A 22,989-nucleotide genomic window follows, 5' to 3' on the forward strand; every position below is an offset into this window, starting at 1 on the left:
GCTATTGCGCTTTAAGGGCATGGCGATGGCACGAGTTGTGACGCCCAATTACGCTTCCAAGCGCAGGCCCCCGACACCGGGTTGGGTGCATAGCCCGATCGGGCGTGCACTGGTTCCGATCCGCCGCTGGTGGCTCGACAATGTGGTGGCCGATGTGGACCACACCGCCGTGATCGCCAAGATTGCGGGCGAGAGCGATGCCAGCCCGCGTTATATCTTCATGACAATGATGTCGGCGGGCATCGCGATCCTGGGGATGCTGCTGTCCTCTCCCGCAGTCGTGATCGGGGCCATGCTCCTGTCGCCGCTGATGAGCCCGATCATCGGGGCGGGTTTCGCGCTCGCCTCGGGCAAGTTGAAGTGGCTGCGCATCAGTATCCGGGCGCTGGCGATCGGGACAATTGCCGCAGTCCTCTTTACCGCTTTGATCGTGCTGGTCTCTCCCTTGCAGACAGTCACCTCGGAAATCGCCGCGCGTACCCAGCCGAACCTGTTCGACCTGCTGGTCGCGCTGTTTTCCTCGCTGGCAGGCTCCTATGCGCTGATCCGCGGGCGCGAGGGCACGATTGTTGGGGTTGCCATCGCAACCGCCCTCATGCCGCCACTGGCCGCCGTGGGATATGGACTGGCGACCCTCAACTGGACGGTATTCGGCGGGGCGCTGGCGCTTTACGTCACCAACTTCCTGACCATTGCGCTCTCGGCAACGATCATGGCGCGCCTCTACGGGTTCCGCACGGACCTGTCGGCGCGGCAAGGCTGGTTCCAGAACTTCGGTATCTTCGTGGTGTTCGTCGCCCTTGCCATCCCGCTTGGCTTCTCGCTGCGAGACATCGCCTTCGAGGCCAATGCGCAGCGCGTGGTGCAGGACGTCATCGCCGAAAGCTTCCCAGACAAGGCGCGGGTCAATGTCACCGGTATCGACTGGGACGCAGAGCCGGTTGTCGTCAGCGGAACCGTCGATACGCCGCAGTTCAACAGCAACGCCAATGCCGAGATCAAGCGCCGCTTCGAGGCGCGTTTCGATCGCGAGGTCGTGGTGGCGGTCGAACAGTATCGGGTGGGTACCGATCCTGGCGCTGCCGAAGCCGCCGAACTCGCCCGGGCCAAGGACGAGCAGCGCGCGCAGGCGACCGAACGCCAGATTGCGGAAATGGTCGGCGAACTTGCGCTGGTCGCCGGGGTCGAGAAGTCGGAAGTTACGGTCGATCGCGACAATCGCCGCGCCATCGTACAGGCGAGCCACCTTCCCGGATTGACGGTGGAGGGATGGCGCGTGCTGGAAGGCCGTGTCGATGCGGGCATGCCCGGCTGGTCGGTGGAACTGCGCCCGCCGCTCCTCGCCCTGCCTTCGATCACCCTCACCGAAGGCGAGCCGGACGCGGCTGGACAGCAGGCACTCGACGTCATCGCCTGGGCCGCCCGGCGGCAGGGACTCGGCATCAACCTCGCCGGACGCGAGGGTGAAGCCTTCGACGCGGTCGCTGCCCAATTGCGCGAACGCGGCGTGACATTAACGCAAACGAATGGCGGTTCTCCCGATCGTATCGAAGCGCGCTGGCAGGCTTTGCCGGAATAAAAATACGCTACGGCAAGCGCGCTTGCAGCGGAGGGTTTTCACGAGTAGCGGCGCTTCCCAGAGAAGGAGTCCGCACCCATGCGCATCGGCTGTCCGAAAGAAATCAAGAACCACGAATACCGCGTCGGCCTGACGCCGGAGAGTGCGAACGAACTCGTCGCTCAGGGCCACGAAGTGTGGATCGAGACGCAGGCCGGTTGCGGCATCGATGCGACGGACGAACAATATGTCGCAGCGGGTGCAAAGATCGTGGACGGACCCGATCCGATCTTCGCCGAATGCGAAATGGTCGTGAAGGTGAAGGAACCGCAGGCGGTCGAACGCAAGAAGCTGCGCGCGGACCAGATCCTCTATACTTATCTCCACCTCGCGCCCGATCCGGACCAGACAAGGGACCTCGTCGATAGCGGCGTGACCGCAATCGCCTATGAGACGGTCACCGGCCCGCGCGGCCAGTTGCCGCTGCTCAAGCCGATGAGCCAGGTGGCCGGCCGCATGAGCGTGCAGGCAGGCGCGACCGCGCTTGAAAAGGCACATGGCGGGCGCGGTGTGCTCCTCGGCGGCGTACCGGGCGTGATGCCGGGCAAGGTCGTGGTGATCGGCGGCGGCGTGGTCGGCTTCAACGCGGCGCAGATGGCTGCGGGCCTTGGCGCAGACGTGACGATCCTCGACCGCGATCCCGAAGTGCTCGAAAAGGTCGGCACCCATTTCGAAAGCCGCGCGAGCACGCGCTTCTCGAACAAGGCCAACCTCTATGATGCGGTGTGCGGCGCGGACCTCGTTATCGGTGCGGTGCTGATCCCCGGCGCGGCAGCCCCGAAGCTCGTCACCCGCGAAATGCTGGGCGACATGCAGAAGGGCGCGGTCCTCGTCGACGTCGCGATCGACCAGGGCGGCTGTTTCGAGACCTCGAAGCCCACCACCCATGCCGACCCGACCTATGTCGTCAACGACATCGTGCATTACTGCGTTGCGAACATGCCGGGCGCCGTCGCGCGCACCAGCACCTATGCGCTGAACAATGTGACGCTCCCGCATGCCCTGCGCATTGCGCGGATGGGCTGGAAGGACGCGATGCGCAACGACCCGCATCTCGCCGAAGGGCTCAACGTGCACGCCGGCGAAGTCACTTACGAAGCGGTGGCAAGCGAGCTGGGCTACAATTACCGGCCGGTGTCCGACCTGCTCGGTTAATCGACCTCTTTGGTGAGGGCTTCGAGCATTTCGGGCCGAACCCTCGCCAGCCTGTTCGATGCGCGTTCCAGCATGGCCCAGGTCGTGGCTGCGGACACGATGACCTTGTCGTTCGCATCGCGGAATTCGACGCGGCGAACCGATGTCGCCCCGCGTGCACGCCCTTCGATCCAGGTCGTACCGGTCACGCTTTCACCTTCCGCGACATTGCCGCGGTAATCGATCTCGTGCCGGGTCACGACCCAGAAATAGGTCTCCCGGTCTTCCGGGCGCGCGGCGGCTTCCCAATGGCTTGTCGACATGTCCTGGATCCACTGGACCCAGATCGCATTGTTGACGTGGCCGAGCTCGTCGATGTGCTCGGCCCCGGCAACATACGTCTTCGTGAACTTCGCCGTCACTCGGTCATCCCGAGCTGCCACAGGATGAAGGCGTATTCCTCGGCCACTTCGTAGACCGAATTCCAGCGGCCCGACTTGCCGCCGTGCCCTGCACCCATATTGGTCTTGAGCAGCAGTTCGTTGTCGTCGGTCTTCACCTCGCGCAGCTTGGCAACCCACTTGGCAGGCTCCCAATAGGTTACGCGCGGATCGTTGAGGCCGGCGGTCACCAGCATGGGCGGGTAATCCTGCGCCTTGACCTGGTCGTAGGGCGAGTAGCTGAGGATATAGGCAAACGCGGCCTTGTCGGTGATGGGGTTGCCCCATTCCTGCCATTCGCCCGGCGTCAGCGGGAGGCTTTCGTCCAGCATGGTGTTGAGCACGTCGACGAAGGGCACGTGGGCCACGACGGCGCCGTACTGCTCCGGATCCTGGTTGACGATCGCCCCCATCAGCTCGCCGCCTGCGGACCCGCCGCTCGCGGTGATCTTGCCCTCGGCGGTGTAGCCCTTCTCGATCAGGCCGCGTCCGACATCGACGAAGTCGTTGAAGGTGTTGGCGCGCTCGAACATCTTGCCCTGCAGGTACCAGCGCCGGCCGAGATCGTCGCCGCCGCGGATATGCGCGATGGCATAAGCGAAGCCGCGATCAATCAGGCTGAGGCGCGTGGTCGAAAAGCCAGGCGGCATGGCATAGCCATAGGCGCCGTAGGCATAGAGGTGGAGCGGCATGGCGCCGTCCTTGCGATCCTTGCGATAAACGATGCTGACCGGGATCATCGTACCGTCGCGCGACTGCACGCTCAGGCGTTCGGTGGTGTAGAGCGAAGCGTCGTAGCCGCTCGGGATTTCCTGCTGCTTGAGCAGTTCTAGGCCGCCGCTGGCGACGTCGTAATCATAGACCGAATCCGGCGTGACCATGCTTTCATAATCGAGGCGCAGCTTGGTGACGGCATATTCGGGATTGTTCGACAGTCCCGCATTGTAGCTCGCTTCGGGGAAGCTGATGGCGCGGGCCTGGAGCGGCGCGTCGTAGGTGCGCAGCTGGATCTGGTCGAGCCCGTCGAGGCGGCCTTCGGTCACGAAGAAATCCTGGAACAGGTCGAAGCCGGTGAGGTAGAATTCGTCCGATCCGGCAATCACGGTTTCCCATTCGCCGGGCGCTTCTATCGAAGCCTTGGCGAGGCGGAAGTTGATGTGATCGTCATTGGTCCACACGAACAGATTCGTGCCTGTCTCGTCGGTGCGGACATCGACCGAATATTCGACGCCCTTCTGGCGCGGCCTGACAAGGATCTGTTCGCCGGTCGGGTCGTCTGCGCGCACGAGGCGCACTTCGCTGGTCTCGTTGTCGCCCGTGGCGATGATCAGCCAGTCGTCCTGTGCGGACAGGCCTGCGCCCACGCCGAAACTCTGGTCCTTCTCTTCATAGAGCGTGACGTCGCTTTCGACCGGCGTGCCGAGCACGTGCAGCTTCGCTTCGAGCGAGCGCCATTCCTCGGTCGAGGGGCCGTAGACCAGCGCCGTATCGTTCGCGACCCAGGTGAGGCCGCCGCGCAGGTTCGTCAGTTCGTCCGGCAGCAATTCGCCGGTCTGCAGGTCCTTGATCCGCGCGGTGTAGCGTTCGGACCCGTTGCTGTCGGTCGAATAGGCGAGATAGCGCCCATTATTGCTCACCGACGCTGCACCGAGCCGGAAGTATTCGAGGCCTTCCGCCAGTTCGTTCTCGTCGAGGATCAGCACTGCATCGCCGCCCGATACCGGCTTGCGGTAATGCTTGCGATATTGCGCGCCTTCTTCGAATTCGGACCAGTAGAGCCAGTCGCCATCCTTTTGGGGAACGGTGGAATCGTCTTCCTTGATCCGCGCCTTCATCTCTTCGAACAGCGTGTCGACGAGTTCCTTCTGCGGCGCCATGCGCGCTTCGTACCAGGCGTTCTCCGCCTTCACGTAGTCGAGGATGTCCTCGTCATCGATCGTCGGATAGCTCTGGTCCTTGAGCCAGTGATACGGATCGGAGATCGTGATCCCGTGGTGGGTATAGGAATGGTCGCGCTTCTCGGCTTGGGGCGGAGAGGTAGGTGCAGTCACTGAAGTCCCTTCGGTTTCTTGGGCCGCGCCAGGCGCAGCCAGAACGAGCGATACGGCAGATAGGCACGCAGCCAGTCGCATGTAAGCCATGAATGATCTCCCCGGTGGCGGCACAAAGCTGGAAAGCGGGGCCGCAAGTGTCTAAGTTGAAGGCGTGACTATGCGGCAAGATGCAATGCCGCAAGCGCCGTCTCCACCGATGCGGGACGGCAGCCGACGAAAGGATTTATTCGCATGCTGATGCAGACCCACGAAGCGCGCCTCGATGCGCTCAGGACCGAACTCGAAAAGCGCGGCCTTTATGGCTTCGTCGTCCCCATTTCGGACGAGCATATGAGCGAATATGTCGGCTCCTATGCCCAGCGGCTCCACTGGCTGACCGGCTTCGGGGGCAGCGCAGGCAGTGCGGTGGTGCTGAAGGCCAAGGCCGCCATGTTCACCGACGGCCGCTATACCGTGCAGGTGCGCGAACAGGTCGACGGCAAGCTCTACGATTACGAAGACGTGCCCGCGACCTCGCCTGCGAAATGGATCGCTGCCAATGCGCCCGAAGGTGCACGGATCGGTTACGATGCGTGGTTGCACGGTATCGGTTGGGCGGAAGAGGCGCAAAAGCTGTTTGCCAAGAAGGGTATCGATCTCGTCCCGGTAGACGGCAATCCGATCGACGCGGTCTGGGCCGACCGCCCAGAGCCGAGCAAGGCTGCCGCCGTGCCGCATGAAGACCGCCTCGCCGGCCGGTCGAGTGCGGACAAGCGCGCCGAGATCGCCGACTGGTTGAAGCAGGAAGGCTATGACGCGACCGTCGTCACCGCGCTCGATTCCGTGGCCTGGGTGCTCAACATGCGCGGCAAGGATGTCGACAACACGCCTGTCGCCCTGTCCTATGTCGTCGCCCATGCGGACGGCACCGCCGACCTCTTCATCGCGCCCGAGAAGGTTACGCCCGAACTTACCCAGCATCTCGGCAATGCGGTGCGCATCAACGACCGCTCCGAATTCGAGCCTGCGCTGGCAAAGCTGCAGGGCAAGACCGTGGCCGTCGATCCGCGGCACGCGGTGGCAGGCATCTTCCACGCGCTTGAAGCGGGCGGGGCGAAGGTCGTGCGCGACGACGACCCGGCCGTGCTGCCCAAGGCAATCAAGAACGAGGCCGAACAGCAGGGCCACCGCGATGCGCAGGCGCGCGACGGGGCTGCCGTGGTGAAATACCTGCGCTGGATCGAGGAGAACGCCCCCTCGGGCGAGATTGACGAACTGACGGCAGCGGCCAAGCTGCGCGAATTCCGCGGCCTCAATCCGGATCTCAAGGATACCAGCTTCGACACGATCAGCGCGGCTGCGGGCCATGCCGCCCTGCCGCACTACAAGGTCGACGAGGACAGCAATATCCCGATCCCTCCGTCCAGCATCTACCTGTGCGATTCCGGCGGTCAGTATCCCGACGGCACCACCGACATTACCCGCACGGTCTGGGTTGGCCCGGGCGAACCCACGGCCGAAATGATCGACCGCAACACGCGCGTGCTGAAGGGCCACATCGAACTGGACCTTGCGAAATTCCCCGATGCGACGAGTGGCGGCGCTCTCGACGCGCTGGCGCGTATGCACCTGTGGCAGGCGGGTGTGGATTATGGCCACGGCACCGGTCACGGCGTCGGCAGCTATCTGTCGGTCCACGAAGGGCCGCAGCGCATTTCGAAGCCCGGGGGCGCCTTCCCCGGGACCGAAACTCCGCTTCGCGAAGGCATGATCCTTTCCAATGAGCCTGGCTATTACAAGCCGGGCGAATACGGCATCCGGATCGAGAACCTCGTCCTCGTGGTCGATGCCGGTATCGATGGATCGGAAGGCAAGTACCTCGGCTTCGAGACGCTGACCCACGTCCCGCTCGACCGCAAGCTGGTCGACAAGAGCCTGCTCAGCGAACGCGAGATCGCCTGGTGGAACGAATATCACGCCAAGACCCGCGAGATCCTCGCTCCGCAGCTGGAGGGCGAGGACCTCGCCTGGCTCGAACGCGAATGCGCACCCTTGTAGGAGAAGTTATGTTCACGTAATGTTCCACCGGTCGCGAGTCGTTTCCAGATAGGAGAGTTTGCATGATCGGTTACGTTACGATGGGCACCAACGACCTTACGAGGGCGGCCAAATTCTACGATGCCATCGCGGCCGAAATGGGCGTGGGGCGGATGATGGAATTCGAAACCTTCATCGCCTGGGGCAAGTGGGATGGCGGCGCGGGTATCGCGGCGACCATGCCGTTCGATGGCGAAAAGGCGACGGTCGGCAATGGCACGATGGTCGCGCTCGAAGCCAAGGACCGCGAGCAGGTGAAGCGGCTGTACGACATCGCGCTCGCCAATGGCGGCAGCGACGAGGGAGAGCCTGGACCGAGGGGCGAGCCGGACGAGAACGGCATGCTCTTCTACGCCGCCTATTTCCGCGATCCCGACGGCAACAAGCTCAACGCCTACCTCATGGACAAGGTCGAGTGATGCAGGGCAAGCGCCGCCTTGCGGACAGTTTCCTGCACCTCGGGCTGGGGGCGACCGCCGTTCCCCAGCCTCCCTTCGAAGGCGTGATGGAATGGTACGAAGGATACGGGAAGCGTCACGGCAGTGACGGGCGCGAAGGAAGGCTGGTCAGCCAGCACAGCTTCTCCGAAGACTGGGGCAGCTGGGAAATGCACCCGCATGGCGAGGAAGTTGTCATTTGCACGGCAGGAAGCATGGTGCTGACGCAGGAATTTCCCGATAGGCGCCGCGAAAGCGTCACTCTGGAAGCGGGGGAGTATGCGATCAATCCGGCGGGCGTGTGGCATATCGCCGACGTGGAATCCCACGCGACCGCAATCTTCATCACTGCCGGCGAGGGCACGCAGCATCGTCCCCGGTGAATTGCTGACACCCGGGTGAACGGCCTGACCGGCGCGTTACATTCCGATACAATTCTCCTGCGATCCGGCACATTGCTGCGACAAGACGGCCCTATAACGGTGACACGAACTGCGGCGCTGTCCCCTCAATCCCTCCCCCCAACCCAGGCGCGCCGCAGTTCTCCAAATTCAGGAGAACACATGATGAAGAAGATCACCTTGACCTTGTCCGCAGCAGCGCTCGCGCTGACCGGGACTGCCGCGATCGCGCACCAGCACATGGGCAAGACGAACCCCGATGCGGACGGCAACGGCATCGTGACTAGCGCCGAACACACCGCCCATGCGAACGAGATGTTTGCGCGGATGGACGCCAATGGCGACGGTGTGATCAACGCCGAAGACCGTGCCGAGAGGCGCGAGGCCATGTTTGCCAAGGCCGACGCCAATGGCGATGGCGAGTTGTCGCAGGCCGAAATGAAGGCGATGCACGATGCGCGCAAGGAGCAGCGCGAAGCACGCCGCGGCGAACGAGGCGAACCTCGTGCAGCGCGGATGGAACAACGTTTCGCCCAGCTCGACACCGACAATTCGGGCGGCCTCTCGCAGGCCGAACTCCAGGCCATGAAGGAAATGCGCGGTGAACGCGGCGGCGAAGCTCGCAAGGCCCGTCGCGGCGGCAAGCGTGGCGGCCCCATGGCCATGCTGCAGCGCGCCGACACCGATGGCGACAAGTCGATCTCCCGCGCTGAATTCCAGGCGGCGGTCGATGCGCGCTTCGCCCGGGCCGATGCCGACGGCAATGGCGAAATCTCGGCTGCGGAACGCGAAGCGATGAAGCAGGCACGGCAGGAACGGCGCGCAGAGCGTCGCAGCCAGTAACCGGCTTTCTGTTTCGTTCACCGCAAAGCGAGTGCATAGGTCCCGCATGAACGATGCTGCGCCCATCACCCTGCTGCTGGTCGACGACGAAGCCAGCCTGCGCGAACCCCTGGCGGAATATCTCTCCGGCCAGGGGTTCGTCGTGCTGGAGGCCGAAAGTGCAGCGCGGGCGCGCTCGCGGCTGGAGAGCGATCGGCCCGACCTTGTCCTGCTCGACATCATGATGCCGGGAGAAGACGGCCTGTCGCTCTGCCGGCACCTCGTCGAAAGTCGCCAGCTTCCCGTCATTCTGCTGACCGCCAAGGGCGAGGCGATGGACCGAATTATCGGCCTTGAAATCGGGGCGGACGACTACGTCACCAAGCCCTTCGAACCGCGCGAACTGGTGGCGCGGATACGCTCCGTCCTTCGCCGGGCAGAGCGCACTGGCGCAGAGCCTGCAGACGATCTCGCTTATGTCTTCGACGGCTGGACACTCGACCCGCTCAAGCGCCGGCTGACCGATCCCGAGGGCACCCTGGTGCCGATCTCGACCGCGGAATTCCGGATGCTGCGTGCATTCTGCGACCACCCGCGCCAGGTGCTCGACCGGGACCGGCTGCTGGACATGGTCCAGGGGCGCGAGGCGCAATTGTTCGACCGCGCGGTGGACAACCAGGTCAGCCGCCTGCGCCGCAAGATCGAGGCCGACAGCCGCAACCCGCGTTTCATACAGACGGTGAGGGGCGGCGGCTACCGGTTCGGCGCGGATGTCACGCGCAAGGCGCCGGACAAAGCCTGATGCGGTTTCTTCCCAGGAGCCTGCTGGGCCAGACATTGCTGGCGGTCGCCGGCGCGCTCCTGCTGGCGCAACTGGTGACGACCGGACTTCTCTATCGCATCGCCGAAGAGCGGCGCGAAGAAGCGCTGATCAGCGCCGCCCAGCTTTCCTTGTGGGGTGCGCCGGTGTTTCGCCAGGCTCGCGGCGAAGCGGTGCTCGAAGGGGATCGCCGACGTTTCCGGGCAGACCGGCGCGAACTGGGTGGCCGCTGGATGCGGGGCGAGGTGACAGAAGCCTTTCCCCTCTTGCCGGGCGAGACTTCGGACGAGGCTCTGGCGACGGCCATTGCAGCGCGCCTGACGGGTTTCGTTCGCGAACCGCATGCCGTGCTTGCGACCATTCGCGCCACCGACGACGATCCAGTGGTGATGCAGCGGGTTCGCGACTGGACCCCGGCATCGCGCAAAATGGTCCGAGGTTACCGGAAGGTATTCGTCGCTGCAGTCCAGTGGGAAGAAGGCGGCGCATGGCACGTCGCCCGAGTACCGTTTCCGCGCGACGACCGGAGGGTTTTCCTCGTTACTGCGGCCCAAACGCTGGTGATCTTCATCCTGGTCATGACGGTCCTGTTCGTCCTGCTGCGCCGGATCACCCGGCCCTTGGCGAGGCTGACGCGCCAGACCGAACGGTTTTCGTCCAATCCGGGCAGCATTACCCCGATTGAGCCGAGCGGGCCCGACGATATTCGCAGCCTGATCGCGGCGCATAATGCGATGGAAGCGCGCATCGCTGCCATGCTGGATGAAAAGGACGTCATGCTGGGCGCCATCGGCCATGACCTGAAGACGCCGCTGGCCGCGCTGAGGGTTCGGATCGAGGCGATCCGCGACGACGGCCTGCGGGCGAAGATGGCGGATTCGATCGAAGAGATAACGCAAACGCTCGACGAGATCCTCCTGTTGGCACGCATCGGCCGCGCCGATCGCCCTGCGGAGCGTACCGATCTCTATGCCTTGCTGGTGTCGGTGGTCGAGGAATTCGAGGATATGAACCAGCCGGTCGCGCTGCTCGAAGGACAGCGGGTGCCCGCGCCTGTGCACCTCACCTGGCTGAAACGGGGCGTGCGCAACCTCATCTCCAACGCCCTGCGCTATGGCGGGACGGCAGAGATCGCACTGTTGCGCGAAGGCAATGAAGCGGTGATCCGCGTCGTGGATGACGGACCCGGCATTCCCGAGGAGCGCATCGCGGAAATGCTCGAACCTTTCACTCGCGGCGAGGCAAGCCGCAATCGCGCCACAGGCGGCGCCGGTCTCGGCCTGACCATCACGCGCGCCGTTGCAGAGCAGCATGGCGGTTCGCTGGTGCTGGAAAACCGGCAGCAGGGCGGCCTGCGTGCCGAGTTGCGTCTGCCGCTCTAGCGCATCAGCCCGCCGACGATATTGCGCACGAAGGCATTGAGGCCTGTGCGTACCGGATCGGCGCGCGACTTCTTGCCGAGGACTGCGGCAACGGCCACCGAGGAGAGCGAGCCTGCCGCAGCGGTCGCCGCAGCCTTGCCCGCCTTGGTCCACATCGACGGCGTCTTGCGTTCGCGCTTGCGCACCTCCTCCTCGCCCCTTTCCTCGACCTCCTTGGCGGTTTCGGCCGCGTCGAGTGTCTTTGCCGCGAGCACTTCTTCCGCGCTCTCGCGATCGACGGCTTCGTCGTATTTCCCGTCCAGCTCGCTGACCGAGTTCACGATCTTGCGCTCTTTTTCTGTCACCGGGCCGAGGCGCGAGTGGGGCGGCTTGATCAGCGTGCGCTGCACGACCGATGGTGCGCCGTCCTCGTCCAGCGTGGAAACCAGCGCCTCGCCTACCTTGAGTTCAGTGATCGCTTGCTCGACGTCGAGGTCCGGATTGATCCGGAATGTCTCTGCGGCGGCCTTGATCGCGCGCTGGTCGCGCGGGGTGAAGGCGCGCAGTGCATGCTGGACGCGGTTGCCCAGCTGGCCGGCGATCTTTTCCGGGATGTCGATAGGGTTCTGCGTCACGAAATAGACGCCCACGCCCTTCGACCGGATGAGACGCACGACCTGCTCAACCTTTTCTTCCAGTGCTTCGGGCGCATCGTCGAAGAGCAGGTGTGCCTCGTCGAAGAAGAACACCAGCTTCGGCTTGTCCGGATCGCCGACCTCGGGAAGCGTTTCGAACAGTTCGGCCAGCAGCCAGAGCAGGAAGGTTGCGTAGAGCTTCGGGCTGCGCATCAGCTTGTCGGCGGCCAGCACGTTGATCACACCCCGGCCTTTTTCATCAGTAGCGAGGAAGTCGTCGATCTCCAGCGCGGGCTCGCCGAAGAATTCGTCCGCGCCTTGGCTTTCAAAACTCAGCAGCTGGCGCTGGATCGCGCCGACGCTGGCCTTGGAAACATTGCCGTATTTGCCGGACAGGTCTTTGGCGTTGTCATAGGCGAAAGTCAGCATTGCCTGCAGGTCGCCAAGGTCGAGCAGCAGAAGGTTGTTCTCGTCGGCATAGCGGAAGACGATATTGAGCACGCCTTCCTGCGTTTCGTTGAGGTCCAGCAGGCGCGCCAGCAGCAGTGGGCCCATTTCCGAAATCGTCGTGCGGATGGGGAAGCCCTTTTCGCCATAGAGATCCCAGAACACCGCCGCATTATCGGCATAGGCATAGTCGTCCATGCCCAGGTCCTTCGCGCGGCCTTCCAGCTTGTCGGCATGCTTGAACTGGGGGGAGCCGGCCATGGAAATGCCTGAAAGGTCACCCTTCACATCGGCCACGAATACAGGGACGCCGCGTGCGGAGAAGCTTTCTGCAAGGCCCTGGAGAGTGACCGTCTTACCGGTCCCGGTGGCACCGGCGATCAATCCATGGCGATTGGCCTGCGCAAGCCTGAGATACTGCTTTTCTCCATTGCCGCCCAATCCAAGGAAAATATCGTTCATCCGGCCCGTATCCCTCTTAACATGTCTCGCTCGCGGTTTGGCGCAGTGGAGGCGGCAGGGTCAAGCTATCCCTCGACATAGCCTGCCGCTGCGGTAAAGGCAGGGCATATGGCGCGGCGCGACCCTTTCGTTCTACTCGACGATGCACGCAGCGATGGTGCGGCGGACGCGTTGCTGTTCGAACGGCCGCGCGCGGTCTTCGTCGCCTCGCGGCCCGGAGACGTGGCAGCGACGCTGGAGGCTGCGGAGCAGGCGCGGCGCGAAGGCGGCGAACTGGCCGGCTTTATCGCCTACGAGGCAGGGCTCGCGCTTGAAGGCCGCCTTCAACATCGCGCCGCAGCGAAGACGGGGGCGTCCGGTCCGCTGGTGTGGCTAGGCCTGTTCGATGAGCCGACCCGGATCGCGGCCGAGGATATGCCGGACTGGCTGCGCGAACGCTCTGCCGGTGCGGGAGGCGTCGGTCCGCTGGAGCCGCAATTGTCGCCGGGTGGTTATGCCGAGGCATTCGAGCGCCTGCAGGAAGCGATCCGCGCAGGCGACATCTACCAGGCGAATCTCACTTTCCAGCTCTCGGGAAATTTCACCGGCGATCCGCTGGGGCTTTATGCTGCGCTGAGGCCTGCCGCACAGGCGGGTTATGGCGGGGTGATTTTCGACGGCTCGCACTGGCTACTCAGCCTGAGTCCCGAGCTATTCGTGTCGCTCAAGGACCGCGAAGCTAAGGCCAAGCCGATGAAAGGCACGCGCCCTCGCGCGGCGGACCCGCAGCAGGATGCGGCGCTCGCAGATGAACTGGCGCAATCGGTCAAGGACAAGGCCGAAAACCTGATGATCGTGGACCTGATGCGCAACGATCTCAGCCGCGTGGCCGAGGCGGGAAGCGTGCGGGTCGACGAACCCTTCGCGATCGAAAGCTATCCCACCGTCCACCAGATGGTGAGCGTGGTCCGCGCCCGGCTCAAGGCGGATGCTGGCGCAATCGACCTCGTGAAGGCACTCTTCCCGTGCGGATCGATCACCGGCGCCCCGAAAATCCGCGCGATGGAGCTGATCGACGAGGTCGAGCGCGATCCCCGCGGCCCCTATTGCGGAGCGATCGGACGGATCGGTGCCGATGGTGACGCGGCCTTCAACGTGGCGATCCGCACGCTGCGACTGACCGAGATAGAGAACGGGCGCGGCAAGGCCGTGCTGGGTGTCGGCGGGGCAATCGTGGCCGACAGCGAAGCCCGGACGGAGTGGCGCGAGGCGATCCTCAAGGGCGCATTCGCTCGCGCTTCGTCGCCCGATCACCGCGCAGCCCAGTTCGATCTTATCGAGACGATGCGTTTTTCGCCCGACGAGGGGATCGCCTATCTCGAAGAGCATCTCCTGCGCATGAAGGAGAGCGCGGGCGTGCTCGGCTTCTCCTTCGACCGGCACGAGGCGCGCAACCAGTTGCACGCGCTGTGCTTCGTGGTCGAGAAACCCAGCCGGATTCGCCTGCTGGCATCGCGCTCGGGAGCTCTCGCGCTTGAAGTGCAGGAGATGCCCGCGCCCTGGCCGGAACCGGCGAAGTGCATCGTCATGCCCTTGCCAGTCGATCCGGGCGACTGGCGGCTGCGCCACAAGACCACCGACCGCAGTTTCTACGAGGACGCACAAGCCGTCGCCCGGCACCATGGCGCGCAGGAGTGCCTGCTGGTTCGCGAGGACGGCCTTGTCACCGAAGGCTGCATCACCAATATCTTCGTCGAGCGCGACGGTGTCCTCCTGACACCGCCTGCCAAACTTGGCCTCCTTCCCGGCGTGCTGCGCCAGAGCCTGCTTGCAGAGGGCAGTGCGAAGGAAGCGGAGCTTACGATTTCCGATCTCGAGGACGGTTTCTTCCTCGGCAATGCGCTGCGCCAGATGGTGCGTGCGGAACTGAAGGACTGAATGACCGATATCCCGATCCTGTTCGAAGACGGCGAAGCGCTCGTCATCAACAAGCCTGCCGGCCTGCCGGTCGACCGGCCGAAGAAGGGCGGGCGGTGCCTGGAGGATCATTTCGAGCAGCTGCGTCTGGGCTTCCAGCGCGATCCCTCGCCTGTACACCGGCTCGATACCGATACCAGCGGCTGCCTGCTCCTGGCCCGCAATCCCAAGTCGCTGAAACGCTTCTCCAAGGCCTTCGAAGACCGCGTGGTCGAAAAGCGTTATCTCGGTATCCTGACGGGCGTCCCGTCGGAAACGGAGGGCACGATCGAACTGTCGCTGTCGAAGATCAGCAGCGCCGAAAAGGGCTGGCGGATGATCGCGGCCAAGAAGGGCAAGCCGTCCGTCACGCATTGGAAGGTCATTGGCGAGAGCGGCGGCCATGCGCTGGTCGAGTTCAGGCCCGAAACCGGGCGTACGCACCAGATTCGCATCCATTGCGAGGCGGGGCTAGGCATGCCGCTGCTCGGCGATCCGGTCTACGGTTCGGGCAAGGGCGCGCCGCGCACCATGCTGCACGCGGCCGGTCTCGTCGTCCCACGCGAGAAGAAACCGACGATCGAGGCAACTGCGCCGATGCCGCGCGATTTCGCAGCCCTCGGTTTCGCCGACGACGCGGAATAATGGGCCGCATCGTCGACAAGGCGAATGCGATTGCGGAGGAGAAGTTCATCGCCTCCTCCGGACCCGGCGGGCAGAATGTCAACAAGGTGGCGACCGCAGTTCAGCTGCGGGTCGATGTGTTCCAGCTCGGCATGCCGCCCGATGCGTTCAACCGGCTGAAGGATATTGCGGGCAGCAAGCTGACGCAGGACGGCGAGATCGTCCTCACCGCGAACGAACATCGCACGCAGGAACGCAACCGCGAAGCGGCTCGCGCCCGGCTGGCGGCGATCTTGACGGAAGCCCTGACCCCGCCCAAGAAGCGCAAGAAAAGCCGCGTCAACCGGGTCGGCAAGGTGAAACGCCTCAAGGCCAAGAAGGCGCGGGGCGAGGTGAAGGCCAACCGGGGCAAGGTCCAGCTCTGACGCAGTGCGCGCCAATGCTTGACTTTTCACCGGGAATCACACAAAGGGCGCGCCGGACGGCGGTGCGACCTGCGCCGCCCTTATTTTTTCGGCCGGTTTCCCTCGCGGGACGGCCCTTGCAACGAGATCTTTAGGAACACGCCATGGCGAAGCCCGCAACCGTCAAGATCAAGCTCGTCTCGACCGCCGACACGGGCTTCTACTACGTGACCAAGAAGAACCCCCGGAATCACACCGAGAAGTTCACCTTCAAGAAGTACGATCCGGTCGTGCGCAAGCACGTCGAGTTCAAGGAAGCCAAGATCAAGTAATTTGATCCGGCAAGCTGAACCGCGGGAACGCACGCAGTTCAGTGACAGTTCAATGCTCCGACGCTAAATCGTGGAGCATGAACACCTTGACCCTTTTCAAGAATCGACCCTTCGCCTCGGCCATCGCGTTTGCGGTGGCCACTGCGATTCCGGCAAGCTTTCTGGCAGCCCCCGCCCCGGTGGAAGCGGCGGCAGGCGATCTCGACCGCGCGGTCGACGCATTGCGCGGCATCTCCACCATGAAGGCCAACTTCGTCCAGACCGACCGCAACGGGCAGTCCGTTTCGGGCGTCATGACGCTGAAGCGGCCTGGCAAGATCCGTTTCGAGTACGAAAAGGGCGTTCCCCTGCTCGTCGTCTCAAACGGCAAATCGATGTATATGGTCGATTATGAGGTCAGCCAGGTCCAGCGCTGGCCGATCAAGAATTCGCCTCTCGGCGCCCTGCTCGATCCCAGCCGCGATGTTAAGCGCTACGGCAAGCTGGTCCCGACCGGACACAGCGATGTCGTCAGCATCGAGGTTCGCGATCCCAAGCGTCCCGAATTCGGTGCGATCACTCTCATCTTCGCGCGTGACGGTAGCGCTCCCGGCGGCCTCAGGCTGACCCATTGGGTCGCGCTCGATGCACAGAATCACCGCACCACCGTGCGCCTGCGCAACCACCGTTATGGCGTGTCGGTTGCCGACAGCGCGTTCACCTTCAAGGACCCGCGCAAAACGTCCCGTCGTCCGGGATAAACGGACTGGCGACGAAGCGTTCGTCTTATACGACTTCCGGCGGCTCGATGTTCATTGAGCAGCAAGACGATCGGTCCTATTTATAAGTCTACGAAGCGGCGGACGGCAATTTCCCCCCTGTTGATTGCCACCCCTCAAACCGCTTCGTTCCAAGCGTGACGAACGCTCACAAGGAACCCTCGAGCCATTTGCCCCCGGCTCGAGGGTTTTTTGTTGTGTGCGACAGGGTGGACCGCCGCGTCTCGCCACCCTATCTCGGCGGCCATGGTTTCTGTTGCATCCTGGAATATCAATTCCGTCCGCCTGCGTATGCCGATCGTCGCCCGCTTCCTCGAGGAGCAGGGTCCCGACATCCTGTGCCTGCAGGAGATCAAGTGCCAGGAGCACCAGTTCCCCTTCGAGGCGTTCCGCGAACTCGGTTACGAGCATTTCGCGATCCACGGGCAGAAGGGCTACCATGGCGTGGCGACGGTCGGGAAAATCCCCTTCCGCGATTTTTCGAAGCATGACTGGCAGGACAATGGCGAGGCGCGCCACGTCGGCGTGGAACTGACCGATCCGGCCCACCAAGGCATGATCGTCGAGAACGTCTATGTCCCCGCTGGCGGTGACGAACCCGATCGCGAGAAGAATGCCAAATTCGGCCAGAAGCTCGATTTTCTGGAGCGCATGACGCGCTGGGCGGACAAGATCGACCGGCCGACGATGATCGTGGGCGATTTCAATATCGCGCCGCTCGAAAGCGATGTGTGGAACCACAAGCAACTGCTCAAGGTTGTCAGCCATACTCCGGTCGAGGTCGACGCTCTGCAGCGGTTCATGGACGCCCATGGCTGGGCCGATATCGGCCGCGAACACATACCTGCGCCCGAACGCTATTACAGCTGGTGGAGCTACCGGGCGAAGGACTGGAAGGCCAACGATCGCGGTCGCCGGCTCGACCACATGTGGGCCAGCCCGGAACTTGCGAAACAGGCGACCGGCCACTCGGTCCATGAATATGCGCGCGACTGGGAGAAGCCGTCCGACCATGTGCCGCTGGTGACGGAGTTTTCTCTCTGAGCGAGCCATCGCCTTCCCGCCGGGCGGCACAGGCCGTCGATGCGCTGAGGCATGGCTGGCCGCTGGCAATCGCCGGTGCGCCGCTGCTGCAGCCAGTCGAGACCGCGTTCGGTGAAGTGACGGCGGGCGAGATGCTGATTTCCGCCACCCGCGCAGCGACCTTGAAGCTGGCGAACCAGCGCGAGGCGGCTGCGCCGCGCCAGCCGGTCCTGCTCCGCGGGGCGGAGACTTTCGACTTGCCAGCAGCCTTGGCAATTGCCGATCCCGCGCTCGACCTGACCAAGCCGATGAAGGGGCCGTTCAAGGCGCTCGCACTGGAGTGGGAAGAGCAGGCCGCTGCAGCGCTCGAACTGGCGCGGATCGCCGGGATATTGCCCGCTTTTCTCGTCGACCCGGCAGGTGCGGGAGAGGCCGTGCACCTCGAAGCGTCGGACCTGGACGCTTTTTCGCAAGCCAACACCCTGCGCATCGCTTCTCGCGCGGCCCTGCCGGTGGATGCTGCGCCCGATGCGCGGATCGTGGCTTTCCGCCATCCCGACGATACGCGCGAGCACGTGGCGCTGGTCATCGGCAAGGAACGGTCGGACAAGCCGCCGCTGGTGCGCCTCCACTCTGAATGCCTGACCGGTGACGTGCTCGGGAGCCTCAAATGCGATTGCGGGCCGCAGCTCGACGCGGCCCTTCACGCAATGGCGCATGAGGCGAAAGATGGCGGCTGGGGTGTGCTTCTTTACATGAGGCAGGAAGGACGCGGCATCGGCCTGATCAACAAGCTGCGCGCCTACCGCCTGCAGGACCAGGGCTTCGACACGGTCGATGCGAACACGCGGCTGGGCCTGCCGGACGAAGCGCGCGACTTTCCCACCGCGGCAAGAATGCTCGACCTCCTCGGTGTGCGCAGCATCCGCCTGATGACCAACAACCCGGCCAAGGTCGATGCGCTGGCCGCGCATGGCGTCAAAATCGACGAACGCGTGCCGCACGCCCTGCCGGACAATCCGCACAACGCCCGCTATCTTGCGACCAAGCGGGACCGCGCCGGGCACCTGCTACCGTGAGTGCCGTGGCGATCAGGCCCGAAAGGCCGCCCGATCACGCAGCTATCGCCGTCGTAACCGAGGCCGCCTTCAGGGGTCAAAAGCACAGCGACGGTTCGGAAGTTGCAATCGTCGACCGGCTTCGAAAGGATGGCGACTTGACGCTATCGCTGGTGGCGGAGGATTCCGAACGCATCGTCGGACATGTCGCGGTATCGCCGGTCACCATCGATGGGAATGCCGGCAATTGGTATGGCCTTGGGCCAATTTCCGTCCTGCCTGCCTTGCAACACAAAGGGATCGGCTCGCGCCTGATGCAGCGAGCCCTTGCGGATATGCGGGAAATTGGGGCCGCCGGCATCATGCTACTGGGCAATCCGGCCTATTATTCGCGCTTCGGTTTCGAGCATGATCCGCGCCTTGAATACCCTGGACCCCCGCCCGAATATTTCCAGCGGCTGGTCCTTACCGGCGACGCGCCGACAGGTGTCGTGAGCTACGCCCCCGCGTTCGGCTGAAGCCGCCGACCAAGCGCTTCGCCCATCCGGACACTGTCGCCTGCCTTGAACTGCCCGAGCCATTCGACCCGGCCCGGTTCGAACAGCAGTACGACGGTCGACCCGAGAATGAACCGGCCCATTTCGTCGCCCGCGGCAAAACGGTGTGCGCCACCGGAAAAATCGGTTCGCTTGAGCTTGGGCGAATGGGTTTCTTCCAATCCCGACCACACCGTCTCGATCCCCGCCACGATCATCGCACCGACCATGACGCTCGCAAAGCAGCCGTCGGGGCCATCGAACAGGCAGGCGAGGCGCTCGTTACGCGCGAACAGGCCGTCGACATTCTCCGCCGTGACCTGGTTCACCGAAAAGAGGTCTCCCGGTACATAGGTCGCGCTGGTGAGCCGGCCTGCTGCGGGCATATGGACCCGGTGATAGTCGCGCGGGCTCAGGTATACCGTGGCGAAGCTGCCGCCCTCGAACCGGCGTGCGGCGTCCTCGTCCCCGCCGAGCAGCTGGCTGGCCGTGAAATGCCGACCCTTGGCCTGGAATATCTTACCGCCTTCGATCCTGCCGATCTGGCTGATCGCACCGTCCGCCGGGCAAAGGATATATTCCTCCGCATCGGCAAGGGGTCTCGCGCCGGGCTTGAGTTCGCGGGTGAAGAAGTCGTTGAAGCTGCGGTATTCGTCGATACTGCGCGCCGCTTCACTCATGTCGACGTCATAGGCATCGATGAAGCGGCGGATCAGCAGGTTCTTGACCGGTCGTGACTCGCTCGATGCAAGTGTGCCTGCCATGCGCGATACGGCATGATGCGGCAGCATGTGCTGGAGCCAGATGAAGGGTGATGTCATGCGCGGGCCGTGAACCGAATTGCGCCCTAGCGCAACTGGCTGTCCTTGCTGCCACGGCGATTGATGCCGGTCTGGCGGGAGGTGGCATCGCGCGCTGACTGGCAGGCCACGCAGGTGCGTACGCCAGGCAGGGCGTCGCGGCGCTTTTTAGGGATCGGTTCGCCGCATTCATCGCAGTATTTCGCGCTGTCGCCGCGCGGCATACGTGCGCGGGCGGCGCTGACCGCGTCGCTTACCGTGTCGTCAATCTGGTCCTGAACGGCGCCATCCCGCGCCCATCCGCCTGCCATGTCTCGCTCCTTTCCCCATCAACGATGCGGGAGGCGAGGGTGTTCCTCAGCGGCTTTCGAAAGGCTTGATATTGGCGCCGAGGCTGTTCTCGCCGATGGCGAGCGCGTCCCCGGTCCAGTCGGCAATGAAGGCGGGTTTGCGAGTAATGCCAGGCGCAAGGCGTGCGTCATTGTCGCGGATGACCAGCCCGTCGGACGAGTATTTCCCGCCTGCCGCGCCAATCGCGATCAGAGCGGACCAGTTCTCCTTGTCCTTGCCCTGCACGAACCAGTTGCCGCTGATCATGCCCGAACCGCCTTCGGGCAGATCGATCATGTAATTCGTGCCGCGCCCGCCGGTATCGTCGAAACTGTTGTTGGCGATGCGGTTCCGGCTGGCGCGCGATTTGACGTAATGCCCGCCGCGGCCCTGTTCGAAACGGCTGCGGGTCACTTCCAGCTCGCCGTAATCGCCCACGTAGATGGAGTGGGCGCACCCGCCGCGTCCTTCGCAGGTCCCGAGCCGGGTGAAGGTGGATTTGTCGATAGTGATCCGGTTCGACTTGCCGTTCACGGTCAGGAGGCCCTGGTCGCTGTCACGAAACCAGCTCTGCACGATGGCAAGTTCGCCGTTTTCGAGGCGGATGCCGGCGCCGTTGTATTCGCGCACATGCATGTTGGTGAAGGTGAGGCCCCGAACCGCCGCGCTTTCGCCGCGCAGGACCAAGGCCGCCTTGCCTTCGCAAATTCCACCGTCGAAGATCGCAGTGCCAGGCTCAGCCGCACGATATTCGATCCGGCCCGCTTTCTGGACCGCGCACTGGTCGTAGACGCCGGGTGCCACCACGATAGTCCCCGAGCCGTCCCCGATCGCTGCGACCGCGTCCTGCAGCAGCGCATAGCTGCGGCCCGTTTCCTGCACTGTAAAGCTGCCCGCGACCGGCTGGGCCATCAGCGCAGCGAGCGGGATGGCGCCGACTGCCAGCGTCGCGACCCCGGCCACGATCCAGCGTGGCAGGCGTCCGGCAGCAGAGGCGAGGGGCGAAACCATCGTAATTGCGTAGGACTTAATGGTTAACATCACGCAAACAGGATGATCGGGCGGGTGCGGATGTCAATCCTCCTCGCCATGGCGCCAGCGCCACCCGCCACGCGTTTTGTGCTTCGCGATGAAGACCACGGCGAGGGTGGCGAGCAGCCAGACAACGATCGCAAACCCGAGCCCGATAACCGGATCCCACTCCAGCACAGGTGCCGGGGCGAGCATGACAAGCGTATACACGCCCAGCAGCGCCCAACCCTGCCAGGCGATGGGCATTCCTGCGCCATAACCGAAGCGCTTGGGCGCGAACCAGGGATTATCGTCCTTCATGTCAGTCATCCTTCTTCGGGCGCCCGCGCTTGGGCTGCTTGCTGATCGCGACATCGATCCCGCGCTTTTTCAGAGCCTCGCGCAACAACATTTCGATCTGCGCATTGGCGCTGCGCAATTCGTCCGCCGCCAGGCGCTCGACCGCGGCATGGACTGCCGGGTCGAGACGCAGGGCGAAGGCTTTCTTGGCTGGTGGTTTGGCCATCAGGCCTCTCCGCTCGTCCTTGCAATCAGTACAGCGAGCCGGCGTTCACGACCGGGTGCGCGTCCTTTTCGCCGCACAGCACGACCATCAGGTTCGACACCATGGCCGCGCGCCGCTCGTCGTCGAGCTCGACGATATTGTCTTCGCTCAGCTTGGTCAGCGCGTCCTCGACCATTCCGACGGCGCCGAGCACGATCTTGGTGCGCGCGGCGATAATGGCGTCCGCCTGCTGGCGCTTGAGCATGGCGCTGGCGATCTCGCTCGCATAGGCGAGATGCGTGAGACCTGCCTCGTCGACAACGATGCCCGCGACTTTGAGACGGTCGTTGAGTTCTTCCAGCAGTTCGCGGTTGACCACGTCGCCGCCGCCGCGAAGCGTCACTTCCTCACCTTCGAAATCGTCATAGGGATGGCGCGATCCGACGGTGCGCAGGCCCGCCTCGATCTGGATATTCACGAATTCCTTGTAGTCGTCGACATCGAAGCTCGCCTGTGCCGTGTCGCGCACGCGCCAGACCACGTTGCAGGCGATCTCGATCGGATTGCCCCGCAAATCGTTGATCTTCACGCGCTCGGAATGGATGTTGTGCGCACGGGCCGAAATCTTGTTCTTGCCCATCCACGGCCACACCCAGCGCAGCCCCTCGGTACGCTCGCTGCCCTTGTATTCGCCGAACAGGGTGATGACCGCCGCCTGGTTGGGCTGGATCATGAAGAAGCCGAGGCCCACGATGACGACGCCGATAACCGAAGTGGACAGCGCCACCAGGAAGAGGATTTTCGCTCCCGATGCCGCGCCGTCTTCCGGTGCAAGGCCGGGCAGGACAAGTGCCAGCACGGCGATAAGGCCGACCAGTACCAGCAACATGAAATAGCCATTGTAGCTTGTCGCCGCGCTTTCGCGGCTGGTTTTCATTCCGGACAATTCCACCGACATAACCTGCC

25 protein-coding genes are annotated in these 22,989 nt (G+C 63.9%); 16 read left to right on the forward strand and 9 right to left on the reverse strand.

Annotation, left to right across the window (positions count from 1 at the left end):
• The first annotated feature begins 25 nt into the window (after positions 1 to 25).
• Together K3179_RS06480 and ald are read left to right on the forward strand one after the other, a co-directional pair.
• Positions 26 to 1,579, forward strand: coding sequence for a DUF389 domain-containing protein (locus K3179_RS06480; protein ID WP_221563229.1), 1,554 nt, complete (start codon positions 26 to 28; stop codon positions 1,577 to 1,579).
• Between the two features lie 78 nt (positions 1,580 to 1,657).
• Positions 1,658 to 2,773, forward strand: coding sequence for an alanine dehydrogenase (gene ald / locus K3179_RS06485; RefSeq protein WP_221563231.1), 1,116 nt, complete (start codon positions 1,658 to 1,660; stop codon positions 2,771 to 2,773).
• Here ald and K3179_RS06490 read toward each other — a convergent pair.
• Together K3179_RS06490 and K3179_RS06495 are read right to left on the reverse strand one after the other, a co-directional pair.
• The gene (locus K3179_RS06490; RefSeq protein WP_221563233.1) at positions 2,770 to 3,174 is read right to left on the reverse strand and encodes an acyl-CoA thioesterase; all 405 of its coding nucleotides are present in this window, start codon (positions 3,172 to 3,174) and stop codon (positions 2,770 to 2,772) included. The genes ald and K3179_RS06490 overlap by 4 nt on opposite strands.
• Entirely contained in the window at positions 3,171 to 5,324 is a 2,154-nt protein-coding gene (locus tag K3179_RS06495; protein ID WP_221565396.1) for a S9 family peptidase, read from the reverse strand. The genes K3179_RS06490 and K3179_RS06495 overlap by 4 nt, the downstream gene beginning before the upstream one ends.
• Before the next feature lie 153 nt (positions 5,325 to 5,477).
• On the opposite strand from K3179_RS06495, the gene K3179_RS06500 reads away from it, so the two are divergent.
• From K3179_RS06500 to K3179_RS06525, 6 genes are all read left to right on the forward strand, one after another.
• Entirely contained in the window at positions 5,478 to 7,283 is a 1,806-nt protein-coding gene (locus K3179_RS06500; protein WP_221563234.1) for an aminopeptidase P family protein, read from the forward strand.
• 62 nt (positions 7,284 to 7,345) lie between these two features.
• Positions 7,346 to 7,741, forward strand: a complete 396-nt coding sequence (locus K3179_RS06505) for a VOC family protein (RefSeq protein ID WP_221563236.1) — start codon at positions 7,346 to 7,348, stop codon at positions 7,739 to 7,741.
• Positions 7,741 to 8,142 carry a cupin domain-containing protein gene (locus tag K3179_RS06510; RefSeq protein WP_221565398.1) on the forward strand — a complete coding sequence of 134 codons (402 nt, stop codon included), beginning with the start codon at positions 7,741 to 7,743 and terminating at the stop codon, positions 8,140 to 8,142. The genes K3179_RS06505 and K3179_RS06510 overlap by 1 nt, the downstream gene beginning before the upstream one ends.
• A 180-nt stretch (positions 8,143 to 8,322) precedes the next feature.
• Positions 8,323 to 9,003 (forward strand): EF-hand domain-containing protein, encoded by a 681-nt coding sequence (locus K3179_RS06515; RefSeq protein WP_221563238.1) that lies wholly within the window; start codon positions 8,323 to 8,325, stop codon positions 9,001 to 9,003.
• 46 nt (positions 9,004 to 9,049) lie between these two features.
• Positions 9,050 to 9,784, forward strand: a complete 735-nt coding sequence (locus K3179_RS06520; protein WP_221563240.1) for a response regulator — start codon at positions 9,050 to 9,052, stop codon at positions 9,782 to 9,784.
• Complete coding sequence (locus K3179_RS06525; protein WP_221563242.1) at positions 9,784 to 11,184, forward strand: sensor histidine kinase; 1,401 nt, start codon at positions 9,784 to 9,786, stop codon at positions 11,182 to 11,184. The genes K3179_RS06520 and K3179_RS06525 overlap by 1 nt, the downstream gene beginning before the upstream one ends.
• On the opposite strand, the gene K3179_RS06530 is transcribed toward K3179_RS06525, so the two are convergent.
• Positions 11,181 to 12,707 (reverse strand): helicase HerA-like domain-containing protein, encoded by a 1,527-nt coding sequence (locus K3179_RS06530; RefSeq protein ID WP_221563244.1) that lies wholly within the window; start codon positions 12,705 to 12,707, stop codon positions 11,181 to 11,183. The two genes, K3179_RS06525 and K3179_RS06530, sit on opposite strands and share 4 nt — an antisense overlap.
• A 108-nt stretch (positions 12,708 to 12,815) precedes the next feature.
• Between K3179_RS06530 and pabB the strand changes: the two genes are divergently transcribed.
• The 8 genes from pabB (at position 12,816) to K3179_RS06570 (ending at position 19,359) form a co-directional block, all read left to right on the forward strand.
• Complete coding sequence (gene pabB, locus K3179_RS06535; RefSeq protein WP_221563246.1) at positions 12,816 to 14,624, forward strand: aminodeoxychorismate synthase component I; 1,809 nt, start codon at positions 12,816 to 12,818, stop codon at positions 14,622 to 14,624.
• Positions 14,625 to 15,287 (forward strand): RluA family pseudouridine synthase, encoded by a 663-nt coding sequence (locus K3179_RS06540; RefSeq protein WP_221563248.1) that lies wholly within the window; start codon positions 14,625 to 14,627, stop codon positions 15,285 to 15,287.
• The gene (gene arfB / locus K3179_RS06545; RefSeq protein WP_221563250.1) at positions 15,287 to 15,691 is read left to right on the forward strand and encodes an alternative ribosome rescue aminoacyl-tRNA hydrolase ArfB; all 405 of its coding nucleotides are present in this window, start codon (positions 15,287 to 15,289) and stop codon (positions 15,689 to 15,691) included. The genes K3179_RS06540 and arfB overlap by 1 nt, the downstream gene beginning before the upstream one ends.
• A 143-nt stretch (positions 15,692 to 15,834) precedes the next feature.
• On the forward strand, positions 15,835 to 16,002 hold the full coding sequence (gene rpmG / locus K3179_RS06550) for a 50S ribosomal protein L33 (RefSeq protein WP_100259870.1): 168 nt from the start codon (positions 15,835 to 15,837) through the stop codon (positions 16,000 to 16,002).
• A gap of 77 nt (positions 16,003 to 16,079) precedes the next feature.
• Positions 16,080 to 16,742, forward strand: coding sequence for a LolA family protein (locus K3179_RS06555; protein WP_221563252.1), 663 nt, complete (start codon positions 16,080 to 16,082; stop codon positions 16,740 to 16,742).
• A 264-nt stretch (positions 16,743 to 17,006) separates the two neighbouring features.
• Positions 17,007 to 17,804, forward strand: coding sequence for an exodeoxyribonuclease III (gene xth / locus K3179_RS06560; RefSeq protein ID WP_221563254.1), 798 nt, complete (start codon positions 17,007 to 17,009; stop codon positions 17,802 to 17,804).
• Complete coding sequence (gene ribA / locus K3179_RS06565; RefSeq protein WP_221565409.1) at positions 17,753 to 18,862, forward strand: GTP cyclohydrolase II; 1,110 nt, start codon at positions 17,753 to 17,755, stop codon at positions 18,860 to 18,862. Before xth ends, ribA begins: the two co-directional genes overlap by 52 nt.
• Entirely contained in the window at positions 18,859 to 19,359 is a 501-nt protein-coding gene (locus K3179_RS06570) for a GNAT family N-acetyltransferase (RefSeq protein WP_221563256.1), read from the forward strand. The genes ribA and K3179_RS06570 overlap by 4 nt, the downstream gene beginning before the upstream one ends.
• Here K3179_RS06570 and asd read toward each other — a convergent pair.
• The 6 genes from asd to K3179_RS06600 form a co-directional block, all read right to left on the reverse strand.
• Positions 19,338 to 20,198 carry an archaetidylserine decarboxylase gene (gene asd, locus K3179_RS06575; protein ID WP_221563258.1) on the reverse strand — a complete coding sequence of 287 codons (861 nt, stop codon included), beginning with the start codon at positions 20,196 to 20,198 and terminating at the stop codon, positions 19,338 to 19,340. The genes K3179_RS06570 and asd overlap by 22 nt on opposite strands.
• Before the next feature lie 26 nt (positions 20,199 to 20,224).
• The gene (locus tag K3179_RS06580) at positions 20,225 to 20,488 is read right to left on the reverse strand and encodes a DksA/TraR family C4-type zinc finger protein (RefSeq protein ID WP_221563260.1); all 264 of its coding nucleotides are present in this window, start codon (positions 20,486 to 20,488) and stop codon (positions 20,225 to 20,227) included.
• Between the two features lie 46 nt (positions 20,489 to 20,534).
• On the reverse strand, positions 20,535 to 21,518 hold the full coding sequence (locus tag K3179_RS06585; protein WP_221563262.1) for a right-handed parallel beta-helix repeat-containing protein: 984 nt from the start codon (positions 21,516 to 21,518) through the stop codon (positions 20,535 to 20,537).
• Between the two features lie 63 nt (positions 21,519 to 21,581).
• Positions 21,582 to 21,839, reverse strand: a complete 258-nt coding sequence (locus K3179_RS06590) for a hypothetical protein (RefSeq protein WP_221563264.1) — start codon at positions 21,837 to 21,839, stop codon at positions 21,582 to 21,584.
• A 1-nt stretch (position 21,840) separates the two neighbouring features.
• Entirely contained in the window at positions 21,841 to 22,044 is a 204-nt protein-coding gene (locus K3179_RS06595) for a type II toxin-antitoxin system antitoxin (protein ID WP_221563266.1), read from the reverse strand.
• Between the two features lie 25 nt (positions 22,045 to 22,069).
• Positions 22,070 to 22,960, reverse strand: a complete 891-nt coding sequence (locus K3179_RS06600) for an SPFH domain-containing protein (RefSeq protein ID WP_221563268.1) — start codon at positions 22,958 to 22,960, stop codon at positions 22,070 to 22,072.
• Positions 22,961 to 22,989: the final 29 nt, after the last annotated feature.

The organism is Qipengyuania intermedia (assembly GCF_019711615.1).
GTDB lineage: Bacteria > Pseudomonadota > Alphaproteobacteria > Sphingomonadales > Sphingomonadaceae > Qipengyuania > Qipengyuania intermedia.

Coding starts and splice junctions, on each gene's coding strand:
- K3179_RS06540 (WP_221563248.1), top strand. CDS start 14,625: ATGACCGATATCCCGATCCTGTTCGAAGACGGCGAAGCGCTCGTCATC.
- K3179_RS06590 (WP_221563264.1), bottom strand. CDS start 21,839: ATGAAGGACGATAATCCCTGGTTCGCGCCCAAGCGCTTCGGTTATGGC.
- K3179_RS06525 (WP_221563242.1), top strand. CDS start 9,784: ATGCGGTTTCTTCCCAGGAGCCTGCTGGGCCAGACATTGCTGGCGGTC.
- K3179_RS06585 (WP_221563262.1), bottom strand. CDS start 21,518: ATGGTTTCGCCCCTCGCCTCTGCTGCCGGACGCCTGCCACGCTGGATC.
- K3179_RS06530 (WP_221563244.1), bottom strand. CDS start 12,707: ATGAACGATATTTTCCTTGGATTGGGCGGCAATGGAGAAAAGCAGTAT.
- K3179_RS06580 (WP_221563260.1), bottom strand. CDS start 20,488: ATGGCAGGCGGATGGGCGCGGGATGGCGCCGTTCAGGACCAGATTGAC.
- K3179_RS06500 (WP_221563234.1), top strand. CDS start 5,478: ATGCTGATGCAGACCCACGAAGCGCGCCTCGATGCGCTCAGGACCGAA.
- arfB (WP_221563250.1), top strand. CDS start 15,287: ATGGGCCGCATCGTCGACAAGGCGAATGCGATTGCGGAGGAGAAGTTC.
- K3179_RS06480 (WP_221563229.1), top strand. CDS start 26: ATGGCACGAGTTGTGACGCCCAATTACGCTTCCAAGCGCAGGCCCCCG.
- K3179_RS06515 (WP_221563238.1), top strand. CDS start 8,323: ATGATGAAGAAGATCACCTTGACCTTGTCCGCAGCAGCGCTCGCGCTG.
- K3179_RS06505 (WP_221563236.1), top strand. CDS start 7,346: ATGATCGGTTACGTTACGATGGGCACCAACGACCTTACGAGGGCGGCC.
- K3179_RS06555 (WP_221563252.1), top strand. CDS start 16,080: ATGAACACCTTGACCCTTTTCAAGAATCGACCCTTCGCCTCGGCCATC.
- xth (WP_221563254.1), top strand. CDS start 17,007: ATGGTTTCTGTTGCATCCTGGAATATCAATTCCGTCCGCCTGCGTATG.
- K3179_RS06595 (WP_221563266.1), bottom strand. CDS start 22,044: ATGGCCAAACCACCAGCCAAGAAAGCCTTCGCCCTGCGTCTCGACCCG.
- rpmG (WP_100259870.1), top strand. CDS start 15,835: ATGGCGAAGCCCGCAACCGTCAAGATCAAGCTCGTCTCGACCGCCGAC.
- K3179_RS06600 (WP_221563268.1), bottom strand. CDS start 22,960: ATGAAAACCAGCCGCGAAAGCGCGGCGACAAGCTACAATGGCTATTTC.
- K3179_RS06510 (WP_221565398.1), top strand. CDS start 7,741: ATGCAGGGCAAGCGCCGCCTTGCGGACAGTTTCCTGCACCTCGGGCTG.
- pabB (WP_221563246.1), top strand. CDS start 12,816: ATGGCGCGGCGCGACCCTTTCGTTCTACTCGACGATGCACGCAGCGAT.
- asd (WP_221563258.1), bottom strand. CDS start 20,198: ATGACATCACCCTTCATCTGGCTCCAGCACATGCTGCCGCATCATGCC.
- ald (WP_221563231.1), top strand. CDS start 1,658: ATGCGCATCGGCTGTCCGAAAGAAATCAAGAACCACGAATACCGCGTC.
- K3179_RS06495 (WP_221565396.1), bottom strand. CDS start 5,324: ATGCGACTGGCTGCGTGCCTATCTGCCGTATCGCTCGTTCTGGCTGCG.
- K3179_RS06520 (WP_221563240.1), top strand. CDS start 9,050: ATGAACGATGCTGCGCCCATCACCCTGCTGCTGGTCGACGACGAAGCC.